Annotated in this window: 16 protein-coding genes, 2 tRNA genes and 1 pseudogene; 8 read left to right on the top strand and 11 right to left on the bottom strand. The window is 52.5% G+C overall.

Translation table 11 applies throughout. The annotated features are described in order from the left end of the window. Positions 1-314: 314 nt before the first annotated feature. Positions 315-587: a 30S ribosomal protein S20 gene (gene rpsT, locus G497_RS0105890; RefSeq protein WP_027187467.1), complete on the bottom strand. Its 273-nt coding sequence runs from the start codon at positions 585-587 to the stop codon at positions 315-317. A gap of 376 nt (positions 588-963) precedes the next feature. Between rpsT and G497_RS20770 the strand changes: the two genes are divergently transcribed. Continuing rightward, complete coding sequence (locus G497_RS20770) at positions 964-1,095, top strand: hypothetical protein (protein WP_369327238.1); 132 nt, start codon at positions 964-966, stop codon at positions 1,093-1,095. Between the two features lie 24 nt (positions 1,096-1,119). Here G497_RS20770 and G497_RS19030 read toward each other — a convergent pair. From G497_RS19030 to dapA, 6 genes and pseudogenes are all read right to left on the bottom strand, one after another. Then, positions 1,120-2,205, bottom strand: a pseudogene (locus tag G497_RS19030) (murein transglycosylase domain-containing protein); the annotation flags it as partial. 251 nt (positions 2,206-2,456) lie between these two features. After that, a tRNA-Arg gene (locus G497_RS0105900) sits at positions 2,457-2,533 on the bottom strand. A 39-nt stretch (positions 2,534-2,572) separates the two neighbouring features. After that, positions 2,573-2,649 (bottom strand) — tRNA-Arg (locus tag G497_RS0105905). Between the two features lie 116 nt (positions 2,650-2,765). Beyond that, on the bottom strand, positions 2,766-3,767 hold the full coding sequence (gene glpX, locus G497_RS0105910) for a class II fructose-bisphosphatase (protein WP_027187468.1): 1,002 nt from the start codon (positions 3,765-3,767) through the stop codon (positions 2,766-2,768). A 298-nt stretch (positions 3,768-4,065) separates the two neighbouring features. Then, the gene (locus G497_RS0105915) at positions 4,066-5,043 is read right to left on the bottom strand and encodes a TerC/Alx family metal homeostasis membrane protein (RefSeq protein ID WP_027187469.1); all 978 of its coding nucleotides are present in this window, start codon (positions 5,041-5,043) and stop codon (positions 4,066-4,068) included. 236 nt (positions 5,044-5,279) lie between these two features. Then, complete coding sequence (gene dapA / locus G497_RS0105925) at positions 5,280-6,158, bottom strand: 4-hydroxy-tetrahydrodipicolinate synthase (protein WP_027187470.1); 879 nt, start codon at positions 6,156-6,158, stop codon at positions 5,280-5,282. A gap of 475 nt (positions 6,159-6,633) precedes the next feature. Between dapA and G497_RS0105935 the strand changes: the two genes are divergently transcribed. Then, complete coding sequence (locus tag G497_RS0105935; RefSeq protein WP_027187471.1) at positions 6,634-7,710, top strand: XdhC family aldehyde oxidoreductase maturation factor; 1,077 nt, start codon at positions 6,634-6,636, stop codon at positions 7,708-7,710. Positions 7,711-7,831: 121 nt separating this feature from the next. Here G497_RS0105935 and feoB read toward each other — a convergent pair whose 3' ends face one another. The 4 genes from feoB to queF form a co-directional block, all read right to left on the bottom strand. Continuing rightward, positions 7,832-10,003 carry a ferrous iron transport protein B gene (gene feoB / locus G497_RS0105940; RefSeq protein ID WP_027187472.1) on the bottom strand — a complete coding sequence of 724 codons (2,172 nt, stop codon included), beginning with the start codon at positions 10,001-10,003 and terminating at the stop codon, positions 7,832-7,834. 140 nt (positions 10,004-10,143) lie between these two features. Beyond that, positions 10,144-10,389 carry a FeoA family protein gene (locus G497_RS0105945; RefSeq protein ID WP_027187473.1) on the bottom strand — a complete coding sequence of 82 codons (246 nt, stop codon included), beginning with the start codon at positions 10,387-10,389 and terminating at the stop codon, positions 10,144-10,146. Between the two features lie 285 nt (positions 10,390-10,674). After that, the gene (locus G497_RS16950) at positions 10,675-10,983 is read right to left on the bottom strand and encodes a FeoA family protein (protein WP_051257877.1); all 309 of its coding nucleotides are present in this window, start codon (positions 10,981-10,983) and stop codon (positions 10,675-10,677) included. Between the two features lie 226 nt (positions 10,984-11,209). Continuing rightward, the gene (queF, locus tag G497_RS0105960) at positions 11,210-11,665 is read right to left on the bottom strand and encodes a preQ(1) synthase (RefSeq protein ID WP_027187475.1); all 456 of its coding nucleotides are present in this window, start codon (positions 11,663-11,665) and stop codon (positions 11,210-11,212) included. Positions 11,666-11,937: 272 nt separating this feature from the next. Between queF and G497_RS16960 the strand changes: the two genes are divergently transcribed. The 6 genes from G497_RS16960 to fdnG all read left to right on the top strand — a co-directional run bounded on the left by G497_RS16960 (position 11,938) and on the right by fdnG (position 20,219). Beyond that, a complete protein-coding gene (locus G497_RS16960; RefSeq protein ID WP_051257878.1) occupies positions 11,938-12,417 on the top strand; it encodes a VUT family protein in 480 nt (159 codons plus the stop codon). 108 nt (positions 12,418-12,525) lie between these two features. Beyond that, positions 12,526-14,025 (top strand): undecaprenyl-phosphate galactose phosphotransferase WbaP, encoded by a 1,500-nt coding sequence (gene wbaP / locus G497_RS0105970; RefSeq protein ID WP_027187476.1) that lies wholly within the window; start codon positions 12,526-12,528, stop codon positions 14,023-14,025. 494 nt (positions 14,026-14,519) lie between these two features. Then, the gene (locus G497_RS0105975; RefSeq protein ID WP_027187477.1) at positions 14,520-15,407 is read left to right on the top strand and encodes a formate dehydrogenase accessory protein FdhE; all 888 of its coding nucleotides are present in this window, start codon (positions 14,520-14,522) and stop codon (positions 15,405-15,407) included. Then, positions 15,407-16,153, top strand: coding sequence for a formate dehydrogenase accessory sulfurtransferase FdhD (locus G497_RS0105980; protein WP_051257879.1), 747 nt, complete (start codon positions 15,407-15,409; stop codon positions 16,151-16,153). Before G497_RS0105975 ends, G497_RS0105980 begins: the two co-directional genes overlap by 1 nt. A 37-nt stretch (positions 16,154-16,190) precedes the next feature. Continuing rightward, complete coding sequence (gene mobA / locus G497_RS0105985) at positions 16,191-16,826, top strand: molybdenum cofactor guanylyltransferase (RefSeq protein WP_051257885.1); 636 nt, start codon at positions 16,191-16,193, stop codon at positions 16,824-16,826. 369 nt (positions 16,827-17,195) lie between these two features. Further along, positions 17,196-20,219 carry a formate dehydrogenase-N subunit alpha gene (gene fdnG, locus G497_RS0105995; protein ID WP_156907955.1) on the top strand — a complete coding sequence of 1,008 codons (3,024 nt, stop codon included), beginning with the start codon at positions 17,196-17,198 and terminating at the stop codon, positions 20,217-20,219. The last annotated feature ends 3 nt before the right edge of the window (positions 20,220-20,222 follow it).

Genomic DNA, 20,222 nt, shown 5'->3' on the forward strand with positions numbered 1-20,222 from the left:
GTATACGTTATGTGGTGCGTATTCACCAGCCAGCCATGCAACCATTACACCAGAAAACGCTGTTGAATCAGTTGTATTCTAGTAAGCAAAAAACGAGCCATGAAAATTGGTAGAGAAGCCCTAGGGCCGCAATAGAATAAAATGAGGCGATAAGAAATATGCGTGCCTCAGGTGTCAGCTTTTTTTACAGTTGGAAAGTTTCCTGTCGCAATGGCGGAAATAAGCATGGCGGCAGGAGCAGGGGGGGCACATAAAAAAAAGACAACAACGTATCGCTACGTTGTTGTCTTTTTTGCACCGTAAGTGCAGGAAAGCTATTGCGCTTTGGCGGCTGCGTTTGCAGCTTTTGCCAAACGTGAAATTTTGCGTGCAGCCGTTTTCCAGTGCAGAACGCCCTTGGAAGCGGATTTATCAATAGCAATGGTTGCTTTTTTCAAAGCAACTTCAATGTTTTCCGGATTGTTTTCCAGAATTGCAGTACGCATTTCTTTCACAACGTTTTTTACACGGGTGCGAACGGCGCGGTTGCGGTCAGCCTTCTTCAGGCTCTGTTTGTGACGTTTAATGGCGGACTTGTGGTTAGCCAAGGGAATCCTCCGGTGCTTGCTCTAGAGCGGGTTACTCGTACAATCTCTCTGATGAGAGTTCTGTGTAAATACATGGCGCTTTCACAGCATTAGCCATGTCTGTGTCAAAAACAGTATTACGCGCCGAGCCTGCCGCTGCATGCCTGTTGCGTGCAGCATTAGTCAGGTCAAGGCGTTTTCTTAAACGCTAACGGAGAATGTGTCAATAGGAGACCATTGCAAAACTGCCTTTTGCGTACTTTTATTCGTGCTTTTCGGCGTGTTTTTTCTGTGCGATGCTGACAAAGATATACCTGAAAATACACAAAAGAGAAAGCATGAATGAATGCTGCAATTGAACTTTTGGCCCTGTTACGTGGCACGCGTGTTTGCGCGTATGCTTCTAGCGGGTTGCCACAGGGGTTGTGTTTTGCAAGTAGTTATAATAGTGGCGCAGCACTTTATCCACATACAGGCGCGATTCTGCAGTGGGCATACGGCCTGTGAGGGCTTCGTACACAGCGTCTGAGGAAAGGCTGTTGATTTTTGCGGTGGCCACATCTTTTTCCTGGTCGAATACCCGGTGGACTGCCCCAGGGCCGCCGTTATAGGCAGCGATAACACATAACTGACGGGAAACAGGGTTGACGATGCGGCCAAAGTGAAAGCGGTCCAAAAGGTACAGGTAGGTTGCCCCATAGCGAATGTTGCTTTCAGGGTTTAACAGTGTTTGGGCGTTGGGTATGGCCCGTGTACCTGTAAGGTAGTTGTGGGCTTCTTCCCCGGCAGTTTCCGGTACCACCTGCATAAGGCCCATGGCGTTGCTTGTGCTAAGGGCAGAAGGGGAAAAGTTACTTTCCGTGTGCATAATGGCAAGAATAAGGGCAGGGGAAAGGCGGTACTTTGTGGCATAGACCTCAATCAACCGTTCATAGGGCTTGTGGCTGCCCATGGCCAGGGGGGCAGAACCTGGGCGTATTTTACCCATAAGGCGGGCCACGCCTTCAGCAAAGGGGTTTTGGCTGCGTGGGCATTCCAGCACGGTGTTGTCTGCATACACATCTACTGCATTATTCCAGCGCAGAGGTGTGTTTGTTTCATCCACCGCTTCACCATACAACAAGGGTATTGTTTCCTGGTCTGGTTCATAGGAAGAAAACATGTCGGTGTGCAAATCAAGCGTACTGCCCGCCTGCGTGGCATACGCTGTGGCCCGCAGCCGCTCCAGGGGCATTTTACCTTCTTGGGTAATAAGGGCAACCTGCCCTTGGGAAAACTGGATAATGCCTTCTTCTGCCTGTTGTTGGACTGGGGCTTGCAAGGCCGCAGTGGAAGCTGTGGTGAACAGCCCAAAATGACTTGCCGGGGAAACGGGCTGGCCTAATTCCGGCTGTGGTGCCACTGGCCTGTACTGGGCAGGGGTGCGTGTTGCTTTGGCATGAACGGCTACAGCCGCAGGAGCAACAGGCGGTGTTTCTGTGATAAAATGGAGTGCGGCTATAAAAAACAATGGCAGCGCAGCCAGGGGCACAGCATAACGGCACAGACGGCGCATAAGGAGCGCGTCAAAATAACGGCATGTGTGCTTTTGTGTGGTGTGTGTCGGTTTGGTACTGTCTTGGTTCATGTTTCTATCCATTGAATGAAAAAACTACAGTGCTGTAATTATTATGCAATGAATGTGCCATGAATGTGGGGAAGCGTTGCTCTATGCAAGTAAATAAAAGAAAATTTCAGCGCAATATTTTTGTAGTGTAATCTTATGGTGGGTGCTTGTAAGGAGGTGTACCCAAACGCAGGCTAGATGCCGTGTTGCAATGATCGTGTTCTTATAGCGCAGCTTGGCGGAAAAACAAAAAAAGGAGCCGCATATGCGACTCCTTTAAAAAATGGTGCGCCAGGAAGGATTCGAACCTCCGACCTACAGGTTCGTAGCCTGTTGCTCTATCCAGCTGGGCTACTGGCGCGTGGTGGAGCAGTGAACTGCTCGTGTTCTCGAAAAAAAATGGTGCGCCAGGAAGGATTCGAACCTCCGACCTACAGGTTCGTAGCCTGTTGCTCTATCCAGCTGGGCTACTGGCGCGTAATCGAGAGATTGTCTTTTACGTAGAAACGCCCTTGGCGTCAAGCAATTTTCGCAAAAAAAAGTAAAAAAAGAAAACCCCTTGGGCGGCAATGCGCTCAAGGGGGTATCCGAGGCTAGTCGTAATCTACGGCGCTGATTTTCATCAGCTTGTCCCAATTCAGGTGGCTTTCCACATAGCGAATGGTGCCGGTTTTTGCCCGAATGATAATGGATGAAGTCACCGCACCCAGGCCTGTATACTTTACCCCAGGCAGGAATGTGCCGCCGGAAATGCCTGTGGCAGCGAAAAATACTTCATCTGTTTTCACAAGGTCGTTAACGGTAAGGGTGGAGCGAATGTCTATGCCAGCATTTACCAGGGCTTCTTTTTCCACATAGCTTTGGGGGTCTAAGCGGGCAAAAATTTGCCCCCCCATGCCCTTGATGGCACAGGCTGCCAGCACGCCTTCCGGGGTGCCGCCGGTACCAATCATCACGTCCACTTCAGAACGCGGGTCTACAGCCATAAGGGCGCCGGAAACGTCGCCATCAGTGTGTAGCTGAATGCGTGCCCCCACCTGGCGGATGGTTTGAATCAGTTTTTGGTGGCGGGGTTTGTCCAGCACAAACACCACAAGGTCGTCCACGTCTTTACCCAGAGATTTTGCCACCTTTTTCAGGGTGTCGTCCACGGGGGCGTCAAGGTCCACCACGTTTTGGGCGGCAGCAGGCACCACCAGCTTTTGCATGTAAAAGCTGGGGCCGGGGTTAAACATGGCCCCTGCCGGGGCAGCACCCACCACGCTAATGGCGTTGGGCCGGCCAAAGGCCAGCAGGTTTGTGCCTTCCACAGGGTCTACAGCAATGTCCAGGGCATGGCCATTGCCTGTGCCCACTCGTTCACCATTATACAGCATGGGGGCTTCATCTTTTTCCCCTTCGCCAATAATAATGGTGCCATTGATATTTAAGGAAGCAAAGCTCAGGCGCATGGCGTCAACTGCGGCCTGGTCCCCCTGTTCCTTGTCGCCCCGGCCAAGCCAGCGGGCTGAAGAAAGGGCCGCAGCTTCTGTTACGCGAACAAGGTCCAAGGCCAAATTGCTGGTGGGGGTTTCTTTCGTTGCTTGGGTGGGCACGGTGGTTCCTCCTGAAGTGGGTAGTCGGCTATGCGCCAAAACGCAGGCAGGTGCTGCGCAGCATGTCATTATGGGCATGAGGGCAATAAATCAGCGTTTCCTTAAGAATGACTAATTCACTGGCATTTGTGAAACGCTCAGTTATTTTGTTTGGCAAGGCACGAGCTTTTTTGAAGCAGGAGTGGACTCTTCCGTCCTCGACTGTTTCAAAAAAAGCGAAGTAACGTAGTCAAACGGAATAAATCAGCGTTTCACCAGTTTTAACGCCTCACTAGGGCGGGGGCAAGCAGAAAAACAGCTATTCTTTCTGTTCTTTTTCAGGAAACAGGTATGAACCAAGAATACCCGCACCCAGCAGCCCGAACACAATAATAAGGTTCATTGCCGGGGAAATGTGGAAGGAAAGGAACACTCCGGCAAGCATTTTCAGTCCGATGAAGGCCAAAATGGCAATAACCGCCAATTCCAGGTGGCACAGAAAGCGGTTGGCGGCAGCCAGTAAAAAGTACAGGGAACGCAGGCCAAGAATAGCAAAAATGTTGGAAGTAAACACAAGGAAGGTCTGGGTTGCCAGGTCAATGGGTTCAGGCAGGCCTGCAAAAATGGAAAAAATGGCGGGTACGCTGTCAAAGGCAAACATAACGTCAGCCACTTCAATGGTCATCAGGCACACCAGCAGTGGGGTGGCAGCCAGTTTGGCATTGTAGCGGGTAAAAAAGCGCTGGCCGTCCAAATGGGGGGCAATGGGAATGATGCGGCCCAGCAGGCGCACAGACCAGTGGTGGGTATAGTCTTCCGTGTGGTGTCCTGGGCCTTTGCTGCTTTGCCACATTTTCCAGGCAGTCCACAGCACAAAAATACCAAACACGGTAAGGGCCCAGTTGCCAAACAAGGCAATGGCGGCGCTGCCCAGGGAAACAAACAGCAGGCGCATGATAATGGCGCCAAGAATACCGTAATACAGCACCCGGTGTTGCAGTTCATCTTTAATGGAAAAAGAGGAGAATATGGCAATGAATACGAAAAGATTGTCCACGGAAAGGCTTTTTTCAAGAAAATAGCCGGTAAGGAACAGCATGCCCTGGGCGCTGCCGTGGCTTACCCACACATAGCCCGCAAAACACAGGGAAAGAATGATCCAGAAAAATGACCACAGGGTGGCGTCGCGCATGGAAACAGCTTTGTTCTGCTTGTGTGAAAACAGGTCAAGCAGTAAAGCGGCAAACACCATAAGAGAAAAAAGGGCAAGACTACCCAAAGAATATTGGCCGAGCATACGGCTCCTCTGACGTGGAGTCGGTTATGCCGGAAAATTCCGGCAGCCTGCCAGATAATGCGCTGGCAGACGGAGTGAATACGGTTTCCGGCAACACAAGGAATTTCACGCTGAAATTGCCCATGTTGCCGGATTGAATGAAAAACAATGCACTGTGTCTATTGCTGTGTGTGCAGAGGGAATACACACCCAAGGAATGCGCCGCGTGCGTGGCCCAAGGTATGCCACTGCCAGGGTTACAGCAGCCCTGCTTCCTTCAGTGTTGCCAGTAACTTCTGATTATTTTCCTGGCTAAGGGGCACAAGGGGCAGGCGCAGTTCTGGCTCCATTTTGCCCATGGCTGCCAGGGCCAGCTTTACAGGAATGGGGTTGGTTTCCAGGAAGCAGGCCCGGCACAAGGGTTGCATCTGGTAATGCAGTTTCCTGGCTTTTGCGTAGTCGCCTTGCAGGGCAAAGTGGCACAACTGGGAAAATGCCTTGGGTACTAGGTTGGAAACAACAGAAATAACCCCCCTCCCGCCCACTGCAATGGTGGGGAGTACGGTAAAGTCATCGCCGGAAAGTAAAAGGAACTTGTCATCGCACAGTTCCAGTATGGCAGAAATTTGGGTAAGGTCTGCGGTGGCTTCTTTTGCGCCAATCACTTCGGGAATTTCTTTATACAAGCGGGCCATGGTGGCTGGCTGCACGTTTACCCCTGTACGCCCAGGTACGTTATATACTACCATGGGCATGGAAACTTCTTTGGCAATAGCCTTGAAGTGGGCCACCAGGCCTTCCTGGGTGGGTTTGTTATAATAGGGGGTAATGAGCAGGGCGGCGTCGGCCCCGGCCTTTTTGGCAAAGGCTGCCAGGTGAATGCTTTCAGCGGTGGAGTTTGACCCAGCTCCTGCAATGACAGGCACCCGTTTTTTGACCTGGTCTATGCAAATGGCAATAACCTTTTCATGCTCTGCCGGGGAAAGTGTGGCAGATTCACCCGTGGTGCCGCAGGGCACAACGCCATTAATACCTTGTTCAATTTGCCATTCAATAAACGCACGGTACCTTTCTTCATCAACTTGTCCGTTGGAGAAAGGGGTGACAAGGGCGGTAAAAGCGCCAATTAGTTGCATGGGGGTCTCCTCTGTCACGGTCTAAGAAGTAATTTCAATAAGACTATTGCAAAATAGTGTTACTGCGGTTTCCTAAAGGGAAGTCGCCTTAAAAAGCACGAACAAGGAAAAAGCATTTTTCCTGTAACGTAAGTGCGTTTTGTGGCATAGCCATGTTTCGTTCTGCGTATACAAAGCGGAACATGACGGAAAAGCACGTAAAAAAAGTGTTGCAATGGTCTTTCATGTGTTCTGGCACGCTCTGCCGGGAACGTCAACTACTTCTTGAAGGTTGGTGTTTGCGCTTTCTCCTGCTATGGGCTGTGCTTATAATATTAGGGCAATAGGCACCAAATGTTTTCCGAAACGTGCAGCTTGCGAAGGTGCTGTAATGTGGTTTATGTTTCTTCCTCCTTACAACTGAGCGTTTCCCAGATGTCATTCAATCAGTGATTTTCTAGAGCAAAAACCGGGCTAGGGATTAAAGGAATAGAGTATGAAAGAATTGTTGGAAATAGCCTGCGCTCATTTGGAGCAAGGCACCCCTGTGGCTCTTGCCCGTGTTGTGGCGCATAAAGGTTCGGCCCCGCGGGGCACTGGTTCCCGCCTGCTTGCCGGGGTTCAGGGGCTTTTGGCGGGCACTGTTGGCGGCGGCCTTGCCGAGGCAAAAACCCTGGAGGCGTGCCAGCAGGCCCTTGCTGAAGGCACAGCCCGAATTTTAGACTTCAGCCTGACCGGGATGCTGGCAGCCAAAAGCGACATGATTTGCGGTGGCACCTTGCGGGTGCTGGTAGAGCCGTTTTTTCCGGCAACAGCCCCGCTTGCCTTGTACAAGGCGCTGCTTGCTGCGCTTACGGCTAGGGGGGCAACCCTTGTTACGCGCCTGGGGAGTATTTTGCCCCAAGGGGATGCCACATTCCAGGTTACTCCTGTTCTGGTGGAACACCTGGGCCATAGCGTACTGTTCCCCGCCGCAGAGCCCATGGGTGTGCCTTTGGCGCAGGAAACCGTGGCTCAGCTTATGGCAGCCGTTGCCCCCCCGCAGGAAGCGGCCCTGTGCCGTGTACAGGGTGACGAATATTTTGTTGATTATTTCCCCCCACCCTTGCGCATGATTATTGCCGGGGGCGGGCACGTTTCACGCCCCACTGCCCAAATTGCCGCCCTGGCAGGGTTTGAGGTAACCGTGCTGGACGACAGGCCGGAGTTTGCCGAAGCTTCACGCTTTCCTTGGGCCACGGCTGTGCATATGACGCCGGAATTTGCCCACTGCTTTGCCGGGCTGCCCATAACACCACGTACCTATATTGTTATTGTTACGCGGGGGCACGTGCACGATGCTTCAGCCCTGGCCCAGGCTTTGCGTACTGAGGCTGGCTATATTGGTATGATAGGCAGCAGGCGCAAAAAAGCCGAAGTCTACGCGGGCATGCGGGCCATGGGCTTTACCGACGAAGACCTTGCGCGAGTGTGCTGCCCCATTGGGCTGGATATTAGGGCGGAAACACCGGAAGAGATTGCCGTGAGCATTGTGGGGGAATGCATTGCCCACCTAAGAGGGGCGCGTTTTTAGAAAAAGAGTATTTTCCAGTAAATTTTGAGGTAGGATTTCTCAAGACTAATCACTAAAATATATTGCAAAAGGCCGTTACAGAAACACTGTAACGGCCTTTCGTGCAATGCTGTTCAGGGCATTACCGGGCAGCAAGCAGCAGAATCTGGTTTGCTGCCACCGCCACAAGGAAGGCCAGGCCAAGGTTAAAGAAGAAGCTGAACGCGCTCCAGCGCCAGGAGCCTGTTTCCTGCTTGATAACCACCAGGGTAACAAGGCAGGGGGAATAGAGCAGGGTGAACAGGAGCAGGGCCACGGCATTGGCTTTGGTCCAGTTGGAGTCGTTTCTGATGCGGTCGGCCAGGGTCGTATTTTCTTCCGGGTCCACTTCCCCCAGGGAATAGGCCGTGCCCAGGGTGGAAATGACCACTTCCTTGGCGGCAATTCCGGCAATAAGGGCAATGTTTGTTTTCCAGTCAAACCCGGCAGGGGCGGTAATGGGCTCCAGGAACGTGCCTATTCTGCCAGCGGCAGAGGCCCGCAAGGCTGCGGAAGCTTCTTCTGCGCTTACCGCAAACAATGCGTCTTTTCTGGCATCGCCTTCCGGCATGGTTGCTTCAATGGCAGTGCGCTTGCTGGTGAATGTGGCGGCTGCTTCATCAGAAATGCCGGGGTAGGTCATGCCTGCCCACAACAATACGGAAATGGCAAGAATAACAGTACCGGCCTTGCGCATGTATTCCCAAATACGTTCCCAGGTGTGAATAACCACCCCGCTCAGGGTGGGCAGGCGGTAGGGGGGCAGTTCCATAACAAAGGGGGTTGCTTCCCCTTTAATAAGGCTGGAGCGCAAAAGGCGTGCGGTAAGCAGGGCAACAGCCCAGCCAGTAAGGGAAAGCATGAACATGACAAGCGTCTGGTTTTTTTCAAAAAAGATGCCCACAAATAACAAGAACACGGGCAGTTTGGCCCCGCAAGTCATGAAGGGCGCAGTAAGAATGGTGGCAAGGCGTTTACGCGGGCTGCGCAAGGTGCGTGCAGCCATAATTCCGGGCACGGCGCACCCCCCGGCAATGCCCCCGGAAATAATGAAGGGCATAACAGAGGCACCGTGCAGGCCAAAAAAGCGGAATACCCTGTCCATCATGTAGGCAACGCGGGCCATGTAGCCGGAATCTTCCAGCATGGCAATAAGCAGAAACATGATCATGATGAGGGGAACAAACCCCAGCACCCCGCCAACACCGTCAATAATGCCGGAAAGCAGAAGCGACTTGAACGGCCCTTCCGGCAGGGCGGCATCGGCTACGCCACGCAGCCATTCAAAGGCTACCCCCAACCATTCTGCCGGATATTCCCCAAGCTTGAAGGTAATAAAGTACATGGCATACAACACACCAAGCATAAGCAATGGGCCAAATATCTGGTGGGTAAGCACACGGTCCATTTTGTCTGAATAGGCAATGCGGTTCTGCTGGTTGCGGGTGTCTGCTATAACGCCTTGTCGCAACAGGGAGGCAATGTAGCCGTAGCGGTAATCGGCAATCACGGCTTCCGGGTAGGTGCGCAGGGTTGCTTCAAGGTGTTTGGCGCAGGTACTTACCTTGGCGCTCAGCAGGTCTGAAATTTCTTTGTTGGCAGCCAGCCCTTGTCGCAGAATGTCTTCATCGTGTTCCAAATATTTCAGGGCAATCCAGCGGGCAGGGTAGTGTGTGGTTAAAAACTGGTGCTCCTCAATAATGGGGGTCATGGCCAATAAGGCTTCGTCCACGTCTTGCCCGTAAGAAATAACCAGGGGCGCAGGGCGGGTGGGTTGCATGGCAAGGGTAACTGCCGCTTCCAGTGCGGTTTCCAGCCCTTCCCCAGTGCGGGCCACAGTACTCACCACGGGCACGCCTATGAGTTCAGCAAGGCGTACGGCGTTAATTTGCAAGCCCTGGTTGCGGGCTTCATCCATCATGTTCAGGGCAATGGCAACGGGCATACCCATTTCCAGCAGTTGCACCGTAAGGTACAGGTTGCGTTCCAGCACACCTGCATTGAGCACGTTGAGCACGGCACCGGGCTTTTCTTCCGCCAGCACTTTACGGGCTACCACTTCTTCCAGGGAATAGGCCGTAAGGGAGTAGGTGCCGGGCAGGTCAATGAGGGATATTTGCTTACCATGCAGCATGGTTTGCCCCTCTTTCTTTTCTACAGTAATGCCTGGGTAGTTGCCCACATGTTGCCTGGCCCCGGTATATTTGTTGAACGCAGTGGTTTTGCCTGCGTTGGGGTTTCCGGCTATGGCAATAAACATGGTATCTGAATGCATGGTGTTCCTCGTTCTCTCTGGTCTTGCGGTAAGCTGCCTTGAGACTATTTTACCATAGTCTCAAATCTATCTTTCTTATTCTTGCCCCATATGCTTTGGCAGACCAAGGCTGTGCCAAAGCCACACCATGAGGAAAGAAATTACTCTTTTTGTTCTGGAATAACAGTAATAAAATCTGCTTCGTTGTTGCGCAAAGTAAGGGTAAACCCTTTAATGCGCAGGGCCACAGGGTCTTTTAAGGGGGCCCGGCCCACCACTTCCACCTGTGCGCCGGGCACAAGGCCCATGTCGCGAATGCGCCGGCCAAGTTCCCCGGCTGCGCCAACCGTGGCAATGGTGGCAGCCTGTCCGGCTTGAAGGGTTCGTAAGGAAACAGGGGTTGTCATTAACACCTACCTTGAAATTGAAAGTTATTATCAACAGCGGCTGGTAAAAAAAGCTACCCTATCTGGCAGCCTGGTCACATACTTAGTGTTTGTGCTGGCAACTTGGCGAATTACAAGGGTCACCAAGTTGTGTTTTTTTGCCAATGTTTTTCTGGCCACCCACTTTACGGGGGCATGCGTTGCACCCGCATGAAGGTTTGCGTATGTGCTGTGCAAAGTAATAGGCTGCTGCGCAAATGCAGCCAAGCACAAGTATTGTCTGGAACATAATCATTCCTTGTTTGTTCAGCGGTTATTCCGGTGGCGGTTCCTGTTTCTGCCCTGGCACACGCATTCACACTCAATGGCTCTGGCCATAGGTTCGTTCAGCACCAGTGAAGAGTTGCGAACCGTAATCTTCCGGGTGCCCTGGCATGAGCATTCCGAGGAAATTTCCATTTCACACCCAGGGGTTATGCCAAGGGCGCATAGCCTGCCGCGCATTCCTCCTTCAACCTGCACATTGCTTACGCGCACCACGCTTCCGGCGGGGGCGTCCAGCAGGCAACAGGGGCCTTGGGCCTTAACGGGGTTTTGATTGCCGGGGGTAAACATGGTCTCTCCTTCCAGGTAACACGTAGCAAGGGAATAACCATGCGGTTTTGTAACACAAGGCAAGGGCGTGTTATATACTTGCTGCACGGCTTGTATAGCCCGTGGCCCCTTGCCTTGTATGGAAAGCACATCTGTAACTGTTCTTCAACGTTAGTAAAGAACAGTTCCCTTGCAAGAAGAGATAAGTTCGTTGAGAATGAAAGTCAAGTTCCTTTGTTCACGAAGTCTACCACAGTTCGGCCAGGGCTTTTTTCTTGCTGTCGCTCAAGGCAGGGTCTGTGTGTTCAACCCGCACGGAAATGTGTGTGCCACCCCGTACATTAAAAATACCTTCAACGGTAAGGCGGCGGGGGGAAAGCAGGGCAATCAGGTCGTTGGCAATGGTATTGGTCAGGCTTTCCATGAATGAGCCATGGTTGCGAAAGGACACCATGTACAGCTTGAATGCCTTGGATTCCACACATTTTTCGCCAGGCGCGTAGGTTACACGAATGGTGCCAAAATCTGGCTGGCCTGTCATGGGGCACAGGCTGGTAAATTCCGGGTGTTCAAAGCAAATAACATAGTCGCGTTCTGGAAAGCGGTTTGGGAACGCTTCTAGAATGGCACCGCTGGGTTTATCAAAGGTATATTTGGTGGCATTGCCAAGCTTGCTCAGGCCGTCTGTTTCTGTGTGTGGCATGGTGTTTTCCTTAACGTATTCAATAACATATTCAATGTGAAAAAAACAGGCAGTGACTGTTGCCTTCAGGTACTATAACGCAAGGTGCCCGTGCAGACAACACCGCCCAAGGCGAAAAGTCTGGGTGCTTTTGCTGGGGGCATAGGGTAGCTGTTGCAAGGAGTGCAAATTTTGCGTAAATACACAGCGTACTGCACACGCCTGACCTGCCCCAGCCTGTTTTGCTGGCAAGCTTGAACATTCAGGGTGTTGCCGTGAAAAAGGGTTTATTTATGTCATACGCTGTGCTGTATGTGGCTACAATTGTGCTTATTAACTGGGCTTTTGGGGTTGTACCCCTGCTCAGTTTGCCGGGGGGGCAACAGTGGTCCCCTGTGGCGCTGGTGGTAGGATTTGTGTTTGTTATACGCGACTATGCCCAGCGTGAAATTGGCCATTGGGTGCTTTTGGCCATGGGCGTAGGTGCTGTGCTCAGTTTTCTTATGGCCAGCCCTGCTATTGCCATGGCCAGCCTTTCTGCCTTTTTGGTGGGGGAGTTTATGGACTGGGCCGTGTACACCTTTACTGGCAGGCCATTTTCCCAGCGTGTACTGCTTTCCAGTGCCATAAGTACCCCTGTGGATAGTGCTGTGTTCCTGTACATGGTGGGCATTTTTTCCCTGCCTTCTGTGCTGATGATGACAAGCAGCAAAATGGTGGGGGCTTTTCTGGTGTTTATGCTGGCGCGCCAGCGTGAACGGCGCACGGCGTAACGAATTTGGCAAGTGTTTTTGTTTCGCTGGCAATACCCAAGCAAGCAGAAAAAACAATATATGGGTTTGGAAAGGTGGCTGACGCCGCAAAGGAAAGAGTGTGGCCTTATGCAACACGCAAGTAAAACCATTTTGGGCATTTCCAAGGTAAGCCTGGTACTTGCCCTTACTGACAGCGTGGCAGTGATTGCTGCCAGTGCATTGGCGTTTGCTGTGCGTGCCCTGCTACCGGGTGACATGCCTCTCAGCGTGTATAGCGAACTTATTCCTGTGCAAGTGGTGACCTTTCTTTGCCTTTTTGCCCTTATGCATTTGTACCCCGGTATTTTGCTGTACCCGGCAGAAGAGTTGAAGCGCCTGTTTTTTGCTGTTTCCTTGGGCTTTTTGCTGGTGAGCGCTTCTTTTTTTATGCTGAAAAGTGTAGACGTTTACTCTCGTCTGTTCTTTTTAATGGCCTGGGCTGGTTCTTTGGTCTTTGTACCTTTGCTGCGTAATGCCGTGCGTTTGCGCTACTGGGAAAAAGACTGGTGGAAAACAGATGTGATCGTGGTGGCGGAAGAAGAAGCCCTTGCCTACCTGAATGCGGAACAAGGGCGAGTGCGGCTTATGGGGTTTCGTGATGCTGTACACCTTGTGCCTGTTTATCAGGATTCACCCGTTTCGCCGGGGGTACAGGCTGATAACCCGGAACAGGGGGACCATGGCACCACCGTGGCCTTTGGCAATGCGGAAACAGAGGTGATTCCCCTTTCCCTTGATGTGTTTTTGCAAGAACAGATAGAGCCCCTGGCCCAGCGTTACCCGGAAGCTGTGGTGGTGGTGCATTTGCCCAGTTTACCGCGTGAATTCAGAGCCCAAGTGCTTGATGCGGTGGGGGTGTGGTTTCATTCCGTACTGGTGTTACCTGGGCAAGACTGGATGCCGTGCAGGCCTGCGGAAATTGTGCATGTGGGGCCTTCCTTCGGGTTCACCCTGCGCCGCAACCTTGCCGACGCCCGCCGTTTGCAGTTGAAGCGCTGCCTGGACGTGTGCCTTACGGCTGTGTGCTGCCTTGCCGGGTTGCCCTTGTTTGCTCTGCTGGCCCTGTGCATTCGCTTGGACAGCAAAGGCCCGGTGCTGTTTACCCAGCGCCGCATTGGGCGTGAAGGTAAGGCCTTTAATGTCTACAAATTCCGCACCATGCAGGTGGATGCCGAAGCAGCCCTGCAAGGGTACCTTGCGCAAAACCCGGAAGCCGTGGCTGAATGGGAAGCCTCGCAAAAATTGAAGGATGACCCGCGCATTACCAAAGTAGGGCATTTTTTACGCCGCACCAGTTTGGATGAGCTGCCCCAGCTTATTAACGTGCTGCGCGGGGAAATGAGCGTGGTGGGGCCGCGCCCCATTGTACCCGATGAAGTGGACAAATACGGGGAAGGGTATGCTGCCTATGCCCGCTGCTTGCCAGGCATTACCGGGTTGTGGCAAATTTCCGGCAGAAGCGATACCAGCTACGAAGAACGTGTGGCACTGGACGCCTTCTATATGAACAACTGGTCGGTGTGGCTGGATATTTATATTGTGCTGCGTACTGTGCCGGTGGTGCTAGGCAGACGCGGTGCCTATTAGGAAAACGCTGCCTTTTTCCGTTTGGCTACGTTGCTGCACTTTTTTTGAAACAGTCATGGACGGAAGAGTCCACTCCTGCTTCAAAAAAACCTTGCGCCTTGCCAAACGAAAAAATGCAGCGCTTTCCAAAGTTCATTAAAGTCGCGAGCGTAGCGAGCCGTGGAGCGAGGATGTAGGGTGCAAGTAGCTTTACTGCTAGCAGGTATCCATGCAGCCCGAGCGGTGCAGTGAATGTGGCAAAGCTTTTTTCGGTTACTCTTTGTCTATTGGCGTAGTTAGGGCATATATCCCTAGGCGCTGTATGGTAGTTATCTGTTTACTATGGCATATTTTCGGGTGGCTTCGGCTTTGTGTTGCATTAAATTTGTAATAAAATAGCAGTGTTATGGTTTTTAGTTGTTTTTCATTCAGTTTGGGCTGCTGTTGACCCTTTCCGCAAAGCGTTTTATGAATATAGAGCGCATGTCTTCCCCACGTCACACCCTGGAGCCGTTATGACTCTTTCCCTTTCTCAGGCCTCTTTTGACCAAAAGCTTGTCGCGTTGCACAGCAGCCCGTATGTGCCGGAACGGCTGGCAAACTTTGTTGCCACTATTGCCCGTGCTCAGCGCATTGCGGCAGAAGATATAAAAATTCGTATTCCCAAGCAGGAAGCTTCAGCCGAGCAACATGCACAGGGAATGCCCCTGGTGGTTTTGGCGGGTGTTGCCTGGAACAAGCGCGATGCAGAAAAATTATTCAAGCAATTGCTGGCAGCCACAGCCGTTCCCGCAGGGGCAGAGCAAGACGCCCTTGCCAAGGCAGGGGAGTTGCTGGCCGCTGCGGTAAAGGAAGGTACTCTTGGGGTGCAGGATGCCCTGGTGGCATCTGCTGCCCAAGATCGTTCTTTTTTTGTTCCCTGGGCTGAAAAATTACCGGAAGCCCCAGACCTGTTGCCCTTTTTGGCACGCAACACACTGTTGCCTTTTTTCGCGGCAGTGGCAGAAGGGGCCCTTGCCAGAACAAAAAGCCCTGAACCGTGGATGCACGGGCTTTGCCCTGTATGCGGGGGGGTGCCTGTTATGGGTGTGCTGCTGGGTAAAGAAGGCATGCGCAAGCACACCTGTTCTGCATGCCACCACACCTACCGCGTGCCACGCCTGCAATGCCCTTTTTGCCTTACGGAAAAGCCGGATGGCACAGTGGTGTACACAGCGGAGGAAGATAAGACCTACCAGTTGCATGTGTGCGATTCCTGCAAGGGCTACATGAAGCTGGCCGATTTGCATGACCGGGACGGTGCCTATGTTCCCCTGGTGGACGATGTGCTTTCCCTTGTCTTTGACTATAAAGCCGCTGCCCTTGGGTACAGCCGGCCTGTTTCTTCCTTGCCGGGGGCATAATGAGCCAGTTGATGCAGCCGGAAGCCTTTACCCTGCGCCAATATAAGCATGGTGCATGGCACACTATTACCGATGTTATTACCACCGACGCTGCGGTGACCGTTTCCTGGGAAGGGCCAGGTATTGTGCCTGGTTCCTGCCGCTTGCTGGGCTGGCCGGAACGGCTGGAAGAAGCCGCCTTGGGGCATGTGCTGCTGGAACAAAGCGGTAAGGAGCCTTGGGCCACCACCCGCACAGCCACAGTGACCTGGCAAAATACCACTTTGGGCAGCCAGCACCTGCACATTGCTCTTTCTGCCCCCCAAGCCGCCAAGCCCCAAGCCCCCCCCCCTTGCTGGAAGGCGGAAAACCTGTTGGCTGCCATGCAGTCTTTTATCAGTACGCCAGGGCTGTGGAATGATACAGGGTGTTTCCACCGGGCGGGACTTTATTGCCCCCGGCAGGAAACGCTGCTTTTCCGGGCGGAAGATATTGGCCGGCATAACTGCATAGACCGCCTTGCAGGCTGGGCAGCTATGCATGGGGTGGGGCTGGAAGACAAGGTGCTTCTGCTTTCTTCACGCATTACTTACAGTATGTGCGCCAAAGTACTTAAGGCAGGGTTGCGGTTTATGGTGAACCGTTCGGCTGTAACCACGGGTGCCGTGGAGCAGGCCAATGCGGCCAACGCCACGGTGGCCGGGTTTGCCCGGCATGAAGAAGGGCGGTTTACGGTGTTTGCCGACAACCCAGGCCGCATTCTTTAAGGGAAACGTTGATTTATTTCTTCAGGTGAACATGCACATGGCTTCTCCACATTCCCAGTGTTCTTCTTTTTTGGCTGACCAGCCTGTAACCGGAGTGGTTATGGCTGGGGGGCTTTCTTCGCGCATGGGGCAGGACAAAACCCAGCTTTCCCTGAACAAGGCTGAGTATGCAGACCTTTTGGGGCGCACTGCTCGTATTTTGCAAGAAGTGGTAGGGGCCGTGTGTATTGTGGGCAGGGAACACCCGGACTATCCTTCCTTTTTTGATGACGAACCCGGCCTTGGTCCGGTGGGGGGCATTGCCACCTGCCTGCGCCGCACAGGCACAGCTTGCCTGGTGCTTTCTTGCGACCTGCCCTTCATGACAGCCCAAGTGGTGCGGCGTTTGCTGGAATTGCGCAACCAAAGCCCGGCAGAAACGTTGGTTACCTGTTATGTGCAGCAGGAAACAGGCTATTCAGAACCGCTGGTGGCGGTGTATGAACCAGGGGCACTGCCTTATTTTCAGGAATGTGCCAACAAGCGGTTGCTTAAAATTAACCGCATTGTGCCAGAAGACAGGCAACAATTTATTTATTATGGTATGCCAGAATCTCTTCCATTTTTTAACGTGAACTATCCGGCAGACCTTGAAGCTGCCCGCCGTATTCTTATGGCAGGGGGCGAGGGGTAACCGCACTTGTGTTGGGCAAAAGCATATGCCTGTTTCTTTTATGGTTGGCCCTGTGGCACCAATAAAAACAAGAATTCATTATAATTCAGTAGGCAATAGTTGTTTCCAAAAATGATTTATGTATGTTTTTTCTGATACATACCACTGTTTTTTGTGGATATTATTGACATACTTCGCTGTGAAGGATACTGTATTTGTACTCATAAAGAGTCCTCTTATCCCGCTGTCCGTAATGTTTTATTCCACTATTTCAATGTCGCATATGTACTGTTTTTACGCAGTGCAGGCCATGCGCATGTGGTATACGGCGGCACTCAAGCACTCATCATCCACGCGGTTTTGCGTTGCATTACTGCCCAAGGAGGAAGTATGCCGGTTTCACGCAGGACATTCCTGAAGTTTACCGCAGGAGCCGTTTCATGTTCAGCCTTTACTGGGCTGGGCATAAGCCTTGCTCCGGCAATGGCTCAGGCGGAAATCCTCAAATTCCAAAAAACAACCATAACTACCACTGTGTGCTGCTACTGCGCCGTTGGCTGCGGTTTGCTTGTACACACTGCGGATGAAGGCAAAGGCCGTTCCGTTAACGTGGAAGGTGACCCCGACCACCCAGTGAACGAAGGTGCCTTGTGCGCCAAAGGCGCTGCCATGCGCCAAATGGCTGAAAATAAAGCCCGCCCACCCAAGCCAATGTACCGCGCTGCTGGCGCGAAAGAATGGAAAGAAGTGGAGTGGGATTGGGCATATGCCGAAATTGCCAAGCGTGTGAAGGCAGAGCGTGACGCTTCCTTTACCCTTAAAAACAGTAAGGGCGAAACGGTTAACCGCACGGAAACGATGGTTTCCCTCGGTTCTGCCGCCCTTGATAACGAAGAGTGCTGGAGCTACCAAGCTATACAGCGCGCTCTTGGCCTGGTGCATATAGAGCACCAGGCACGAATTTGACACAGCCCCACTGTACCGGCTCTGGCAGAGTCGTTCGGACGCGGCGCGATGACCAACTACTGGGAAGACATTTCCAATAGTGACTGTGTGTTGATGATGGGGTGTAACCCCGCTGAAAACCACCCCATTTCCTTTAAATGGGTACTGCGTGCAAAAGATAAGGGCGCAACCCTTATTCACGTGGACCCCCGCTTTACAAGAACCACCGGGCATTGCCAGTTAAGCGCACACCTGCGTTCTGGTTCTGACATCGCCTTTATTGGTGGTATGATTAACTATATTCTTGCCAACAAGCTGTTTTTTGCAGATTACATGCGTGAGTACACCAACGCATCCTTTGTAGTAGGCAGCAAGTTCAGCTTTAAAGATGGTTTGTTTAGCGGATTTGATGCCAAGAAAAAGGTCTACGACAAATCCACCTGGGCGTTTGAAATGGATGCCAATGGCGTACCTGTGCGCGACGATTCCTTCAAAAATCCACGGTGCGTACTGAACCTTTTGCAAAAGCATTTTGAACGCTACACCCTGGACGCCGTAACTGCCGCCACTGGTACTTCCAAGGAAGACCTGCTGGCTGTGTACAAGGCGTTTGCCTCCACAGGCACGGCTGAACGCTCTGGCACCATCATGTATGCCATGGGCTACACCCAGAAAACTGTGGGCGTGCAGAACATTCGCTCCATGTCTATTGTACAGCTACTGCTTGGCAACATTGGTGTTGCTGGCGGTGGGGTGAACGCCCTGCGTGGTGAATCCAACGTGCAGGGGTCCACAGACCAGGGTCTTTTGGCCAACATTCTGCCCGGCTATATTGATGTGCCCAAGTCATCTTTTGCCAAGTATGAAGATTGGGTAAAAGCCAGCACCCCGGTGAGCAAAGACCCCAAAAGTGTGAACTGGTGGGGGAATAAGCCCAAGTACATAGCAAGCCTGCTTAAATCCATGTACCCCGAAGCAACCCTGGAAGAAGCATTTCAGATGTTGCCCAAGGTGGATGCGCACCGGAAAATGACAGACTATTTTTGGCTGAACATTTTTGAGCGTATGCACAAAGGGGAAATGAAGGGCCTGTTTGCCTGGGGCATGAACCCTGCCTGCGGTGGGGCCAACGCCCAGAAAAACCGTGAAGCCATGGGCAAGTTGAAGTGGCTGGTAAACGTGAACTTGTATGAGAACGAAACCAGCTCCTTCTGGAAAGGCCCTGGCATGAAGCCAGAGTCCATTAAAACAGAAGTGTTCTTCCTGCCGTGTGCCGCCTCCTATGAAAAAGAAGGGTCTGTTACCAACTCTTCACGTGTGGTGCAGTGGCGCTACCGTGGCCCGCATCCTTTGAACAATGTCAAGCCTGATGGTGACATCATGCTGGAACTGTTCAAGGAAATTCGCGGGATGTATGAAAAAGACGGTGGTGCTTACCCCGATCCCATCAAGGCCTTGAACATTGCAGACTGGGAAGAGCATAACGAATATTCCCCCCGCAAGGTGGCCCGTTTGCTTAATGGCTACTTCCTGAAGGATGTAACCATTAACGGCACCACATACACCAAGGGCCAGCAAGTGCCCAGCTTTGCCATGTTGCAGGCCGACGGTTCCACCACCTCCGGGTGTTGGGTGCTGTGTGGTATGCAGCCCGCAGCAGACAAGCACCTTGGCATGCGCCGCGACAAAACCGCCACAGAAATGCAGGCAAACCTGAGCATGACCCCTAACTGGGCATGGGCATGGCCTGTGAACCGCCGGATTATTTATAACCGTGCTTCTGTTGATGCCACTGGGAAGCCCTTTGCCCCGCAAAAAGCTGTTATTGCTTGGAAAGACGGCAAATGGGTGGGCGACGTGGTGGATGGTGGCGGCGATCCTGGTACCAAGCACCCCTTCATCATGCAAACGCATGGTATGGGCGCACTGTTTGGCCCAGGGCGTGAAGACGGCCCCTTCCCCGAACATTACGAACCGATGGAAAGCCCCTTGAAAAAGCACGGCTTTTCTAACCAGCGCGTGAACCCTGTAGCTTACCTGTTGCCCACTGAAAAGCTGGCCATAGCAGATGCCAAGTTCCCGCACATTTGTACTACGTACCGCGTGACCGAACACTGGCAAACGGGCCTTATGACCCGCCGTCAGGAATGGCTGCTGGAAGCAGAGCCTGAAGTGTTCTGTGAAATGAACCCGGCTCTTGCCAAGTCCATTGGTATCAATAATGGCGACAGGGTTCTTCTCTCTTCCCCACGTGGAGAGGTGAATGCCGTGGCCATGGTGACAGAACGCATTCAGTCCTTCACCATTATGGGCAAAGAAGTGCATCAGATTGGTCTACCGTGGCATTATGGCTGGGTAACTCCCAACTTCGGGGGAGATTCTGCCAACCTGCTCACTTCCTCTGTGGGTGAACCCAACACGGGTATTCCCGAAACTAAGGCGTTCATGGCGAACGTTCGTAAAGCCTAAGGA

Source organism: Desulfovibrio cuneatus DSM 11391, from assembly GCF_000430005.1.
Lineage (GTDB): Bacteria > Desulfobacterota > Desulfovibrionia > Desulfovibrionales > Desulfovibrionaceae > Frigididesulfovibrio > Frigididesulfovibrio cuneatus.

Coding starts and splice junctions, on each gene's coding strand:
- G497_RS20770 (WP_369327238.1), top strand. CDS start 964: ATGCTTCTAGCGGGTTGCCACAGGGGTTGTGTTTTGCAAGTAGTTATA.
- G497_RS0105915 (WP_027187469.1), bottom strand. CDS start 5,043: ATGCTCGGCCAATATTCTTTGGGTAGTCTTGCCCTTTTTTCTCTTATG.
- dapA (WP_027187470.1), bottom strand. CDS start 6,158: ATGCAACTAATTGGCGCTTTTACCGCCCTTGTCACCCCTTTCTCCAAC.
- G497_RS0105935 (WP_027187471.1), top strand. CDS start 6,634: ATGAAAGAATTGTTGGAAATAGCCTGCGCTCATTTGGAGCAAGGCACC.
- feoB (WP_027187472.1), bottom strand. CDS start 10,003: ATGCATTCAGATACCATGTTTATTGCCATAGCCGGAAACCCCAACGCA.
- G497_RS0105945 (WP_027187473.1), bottom strand. CDS start 10,389: ATGACAACCCCTGTTTCCTTACGAACCCTTCAAGCCGGACAGGCTGCC.
- G497_RS16950 (WP_051257877.1), bottom strand. CDS start 10,983: ATGTTTACCCCCGGCAATCAAAACCCCGTTAAGGCCCAAGGCCCCTGT.
- queF (WP_027187475.1), bottom strand. CDS start 11,665: ATGCCACACACAGAAACAGACGGCCTGAGCAAGCTTGGCAATGCCACC.
- G497_RS16960 (WP_051257878.1), top strand. CDS start 11,938: ATGTCATACGCTGTGCTGTATGTGGCTACAATTGTGCTTATTAACTGG.
- wbaP (WP_027187476.1), top strand. CDS start 12,526: ATGCAACACGCAAGTAAAACCATTTTGGGCATTTCCAAGGTAAGCCTG.
- G497_RS0105975 (WP_027187477.1), top strand. CDS start 14,520: ATGACTCTTTCCCTTTCTCAGGCCTCTTTTGACCAAAAGCTTGTCGCG.
- G497_RS0105980 (WP_051257879.1), top strand. CDS start 15,407: ATGAGCCAGTTGATGCAGCCGGAAGCCTTTACCCTGCGCCAATATAAG.
- mobA (WP_051257885.1), top strand. CDS start 16,191: ATGGCTTCTCCACATTCCCAGTGTTCTTCTTTTTTGGCTGACCAGCCT.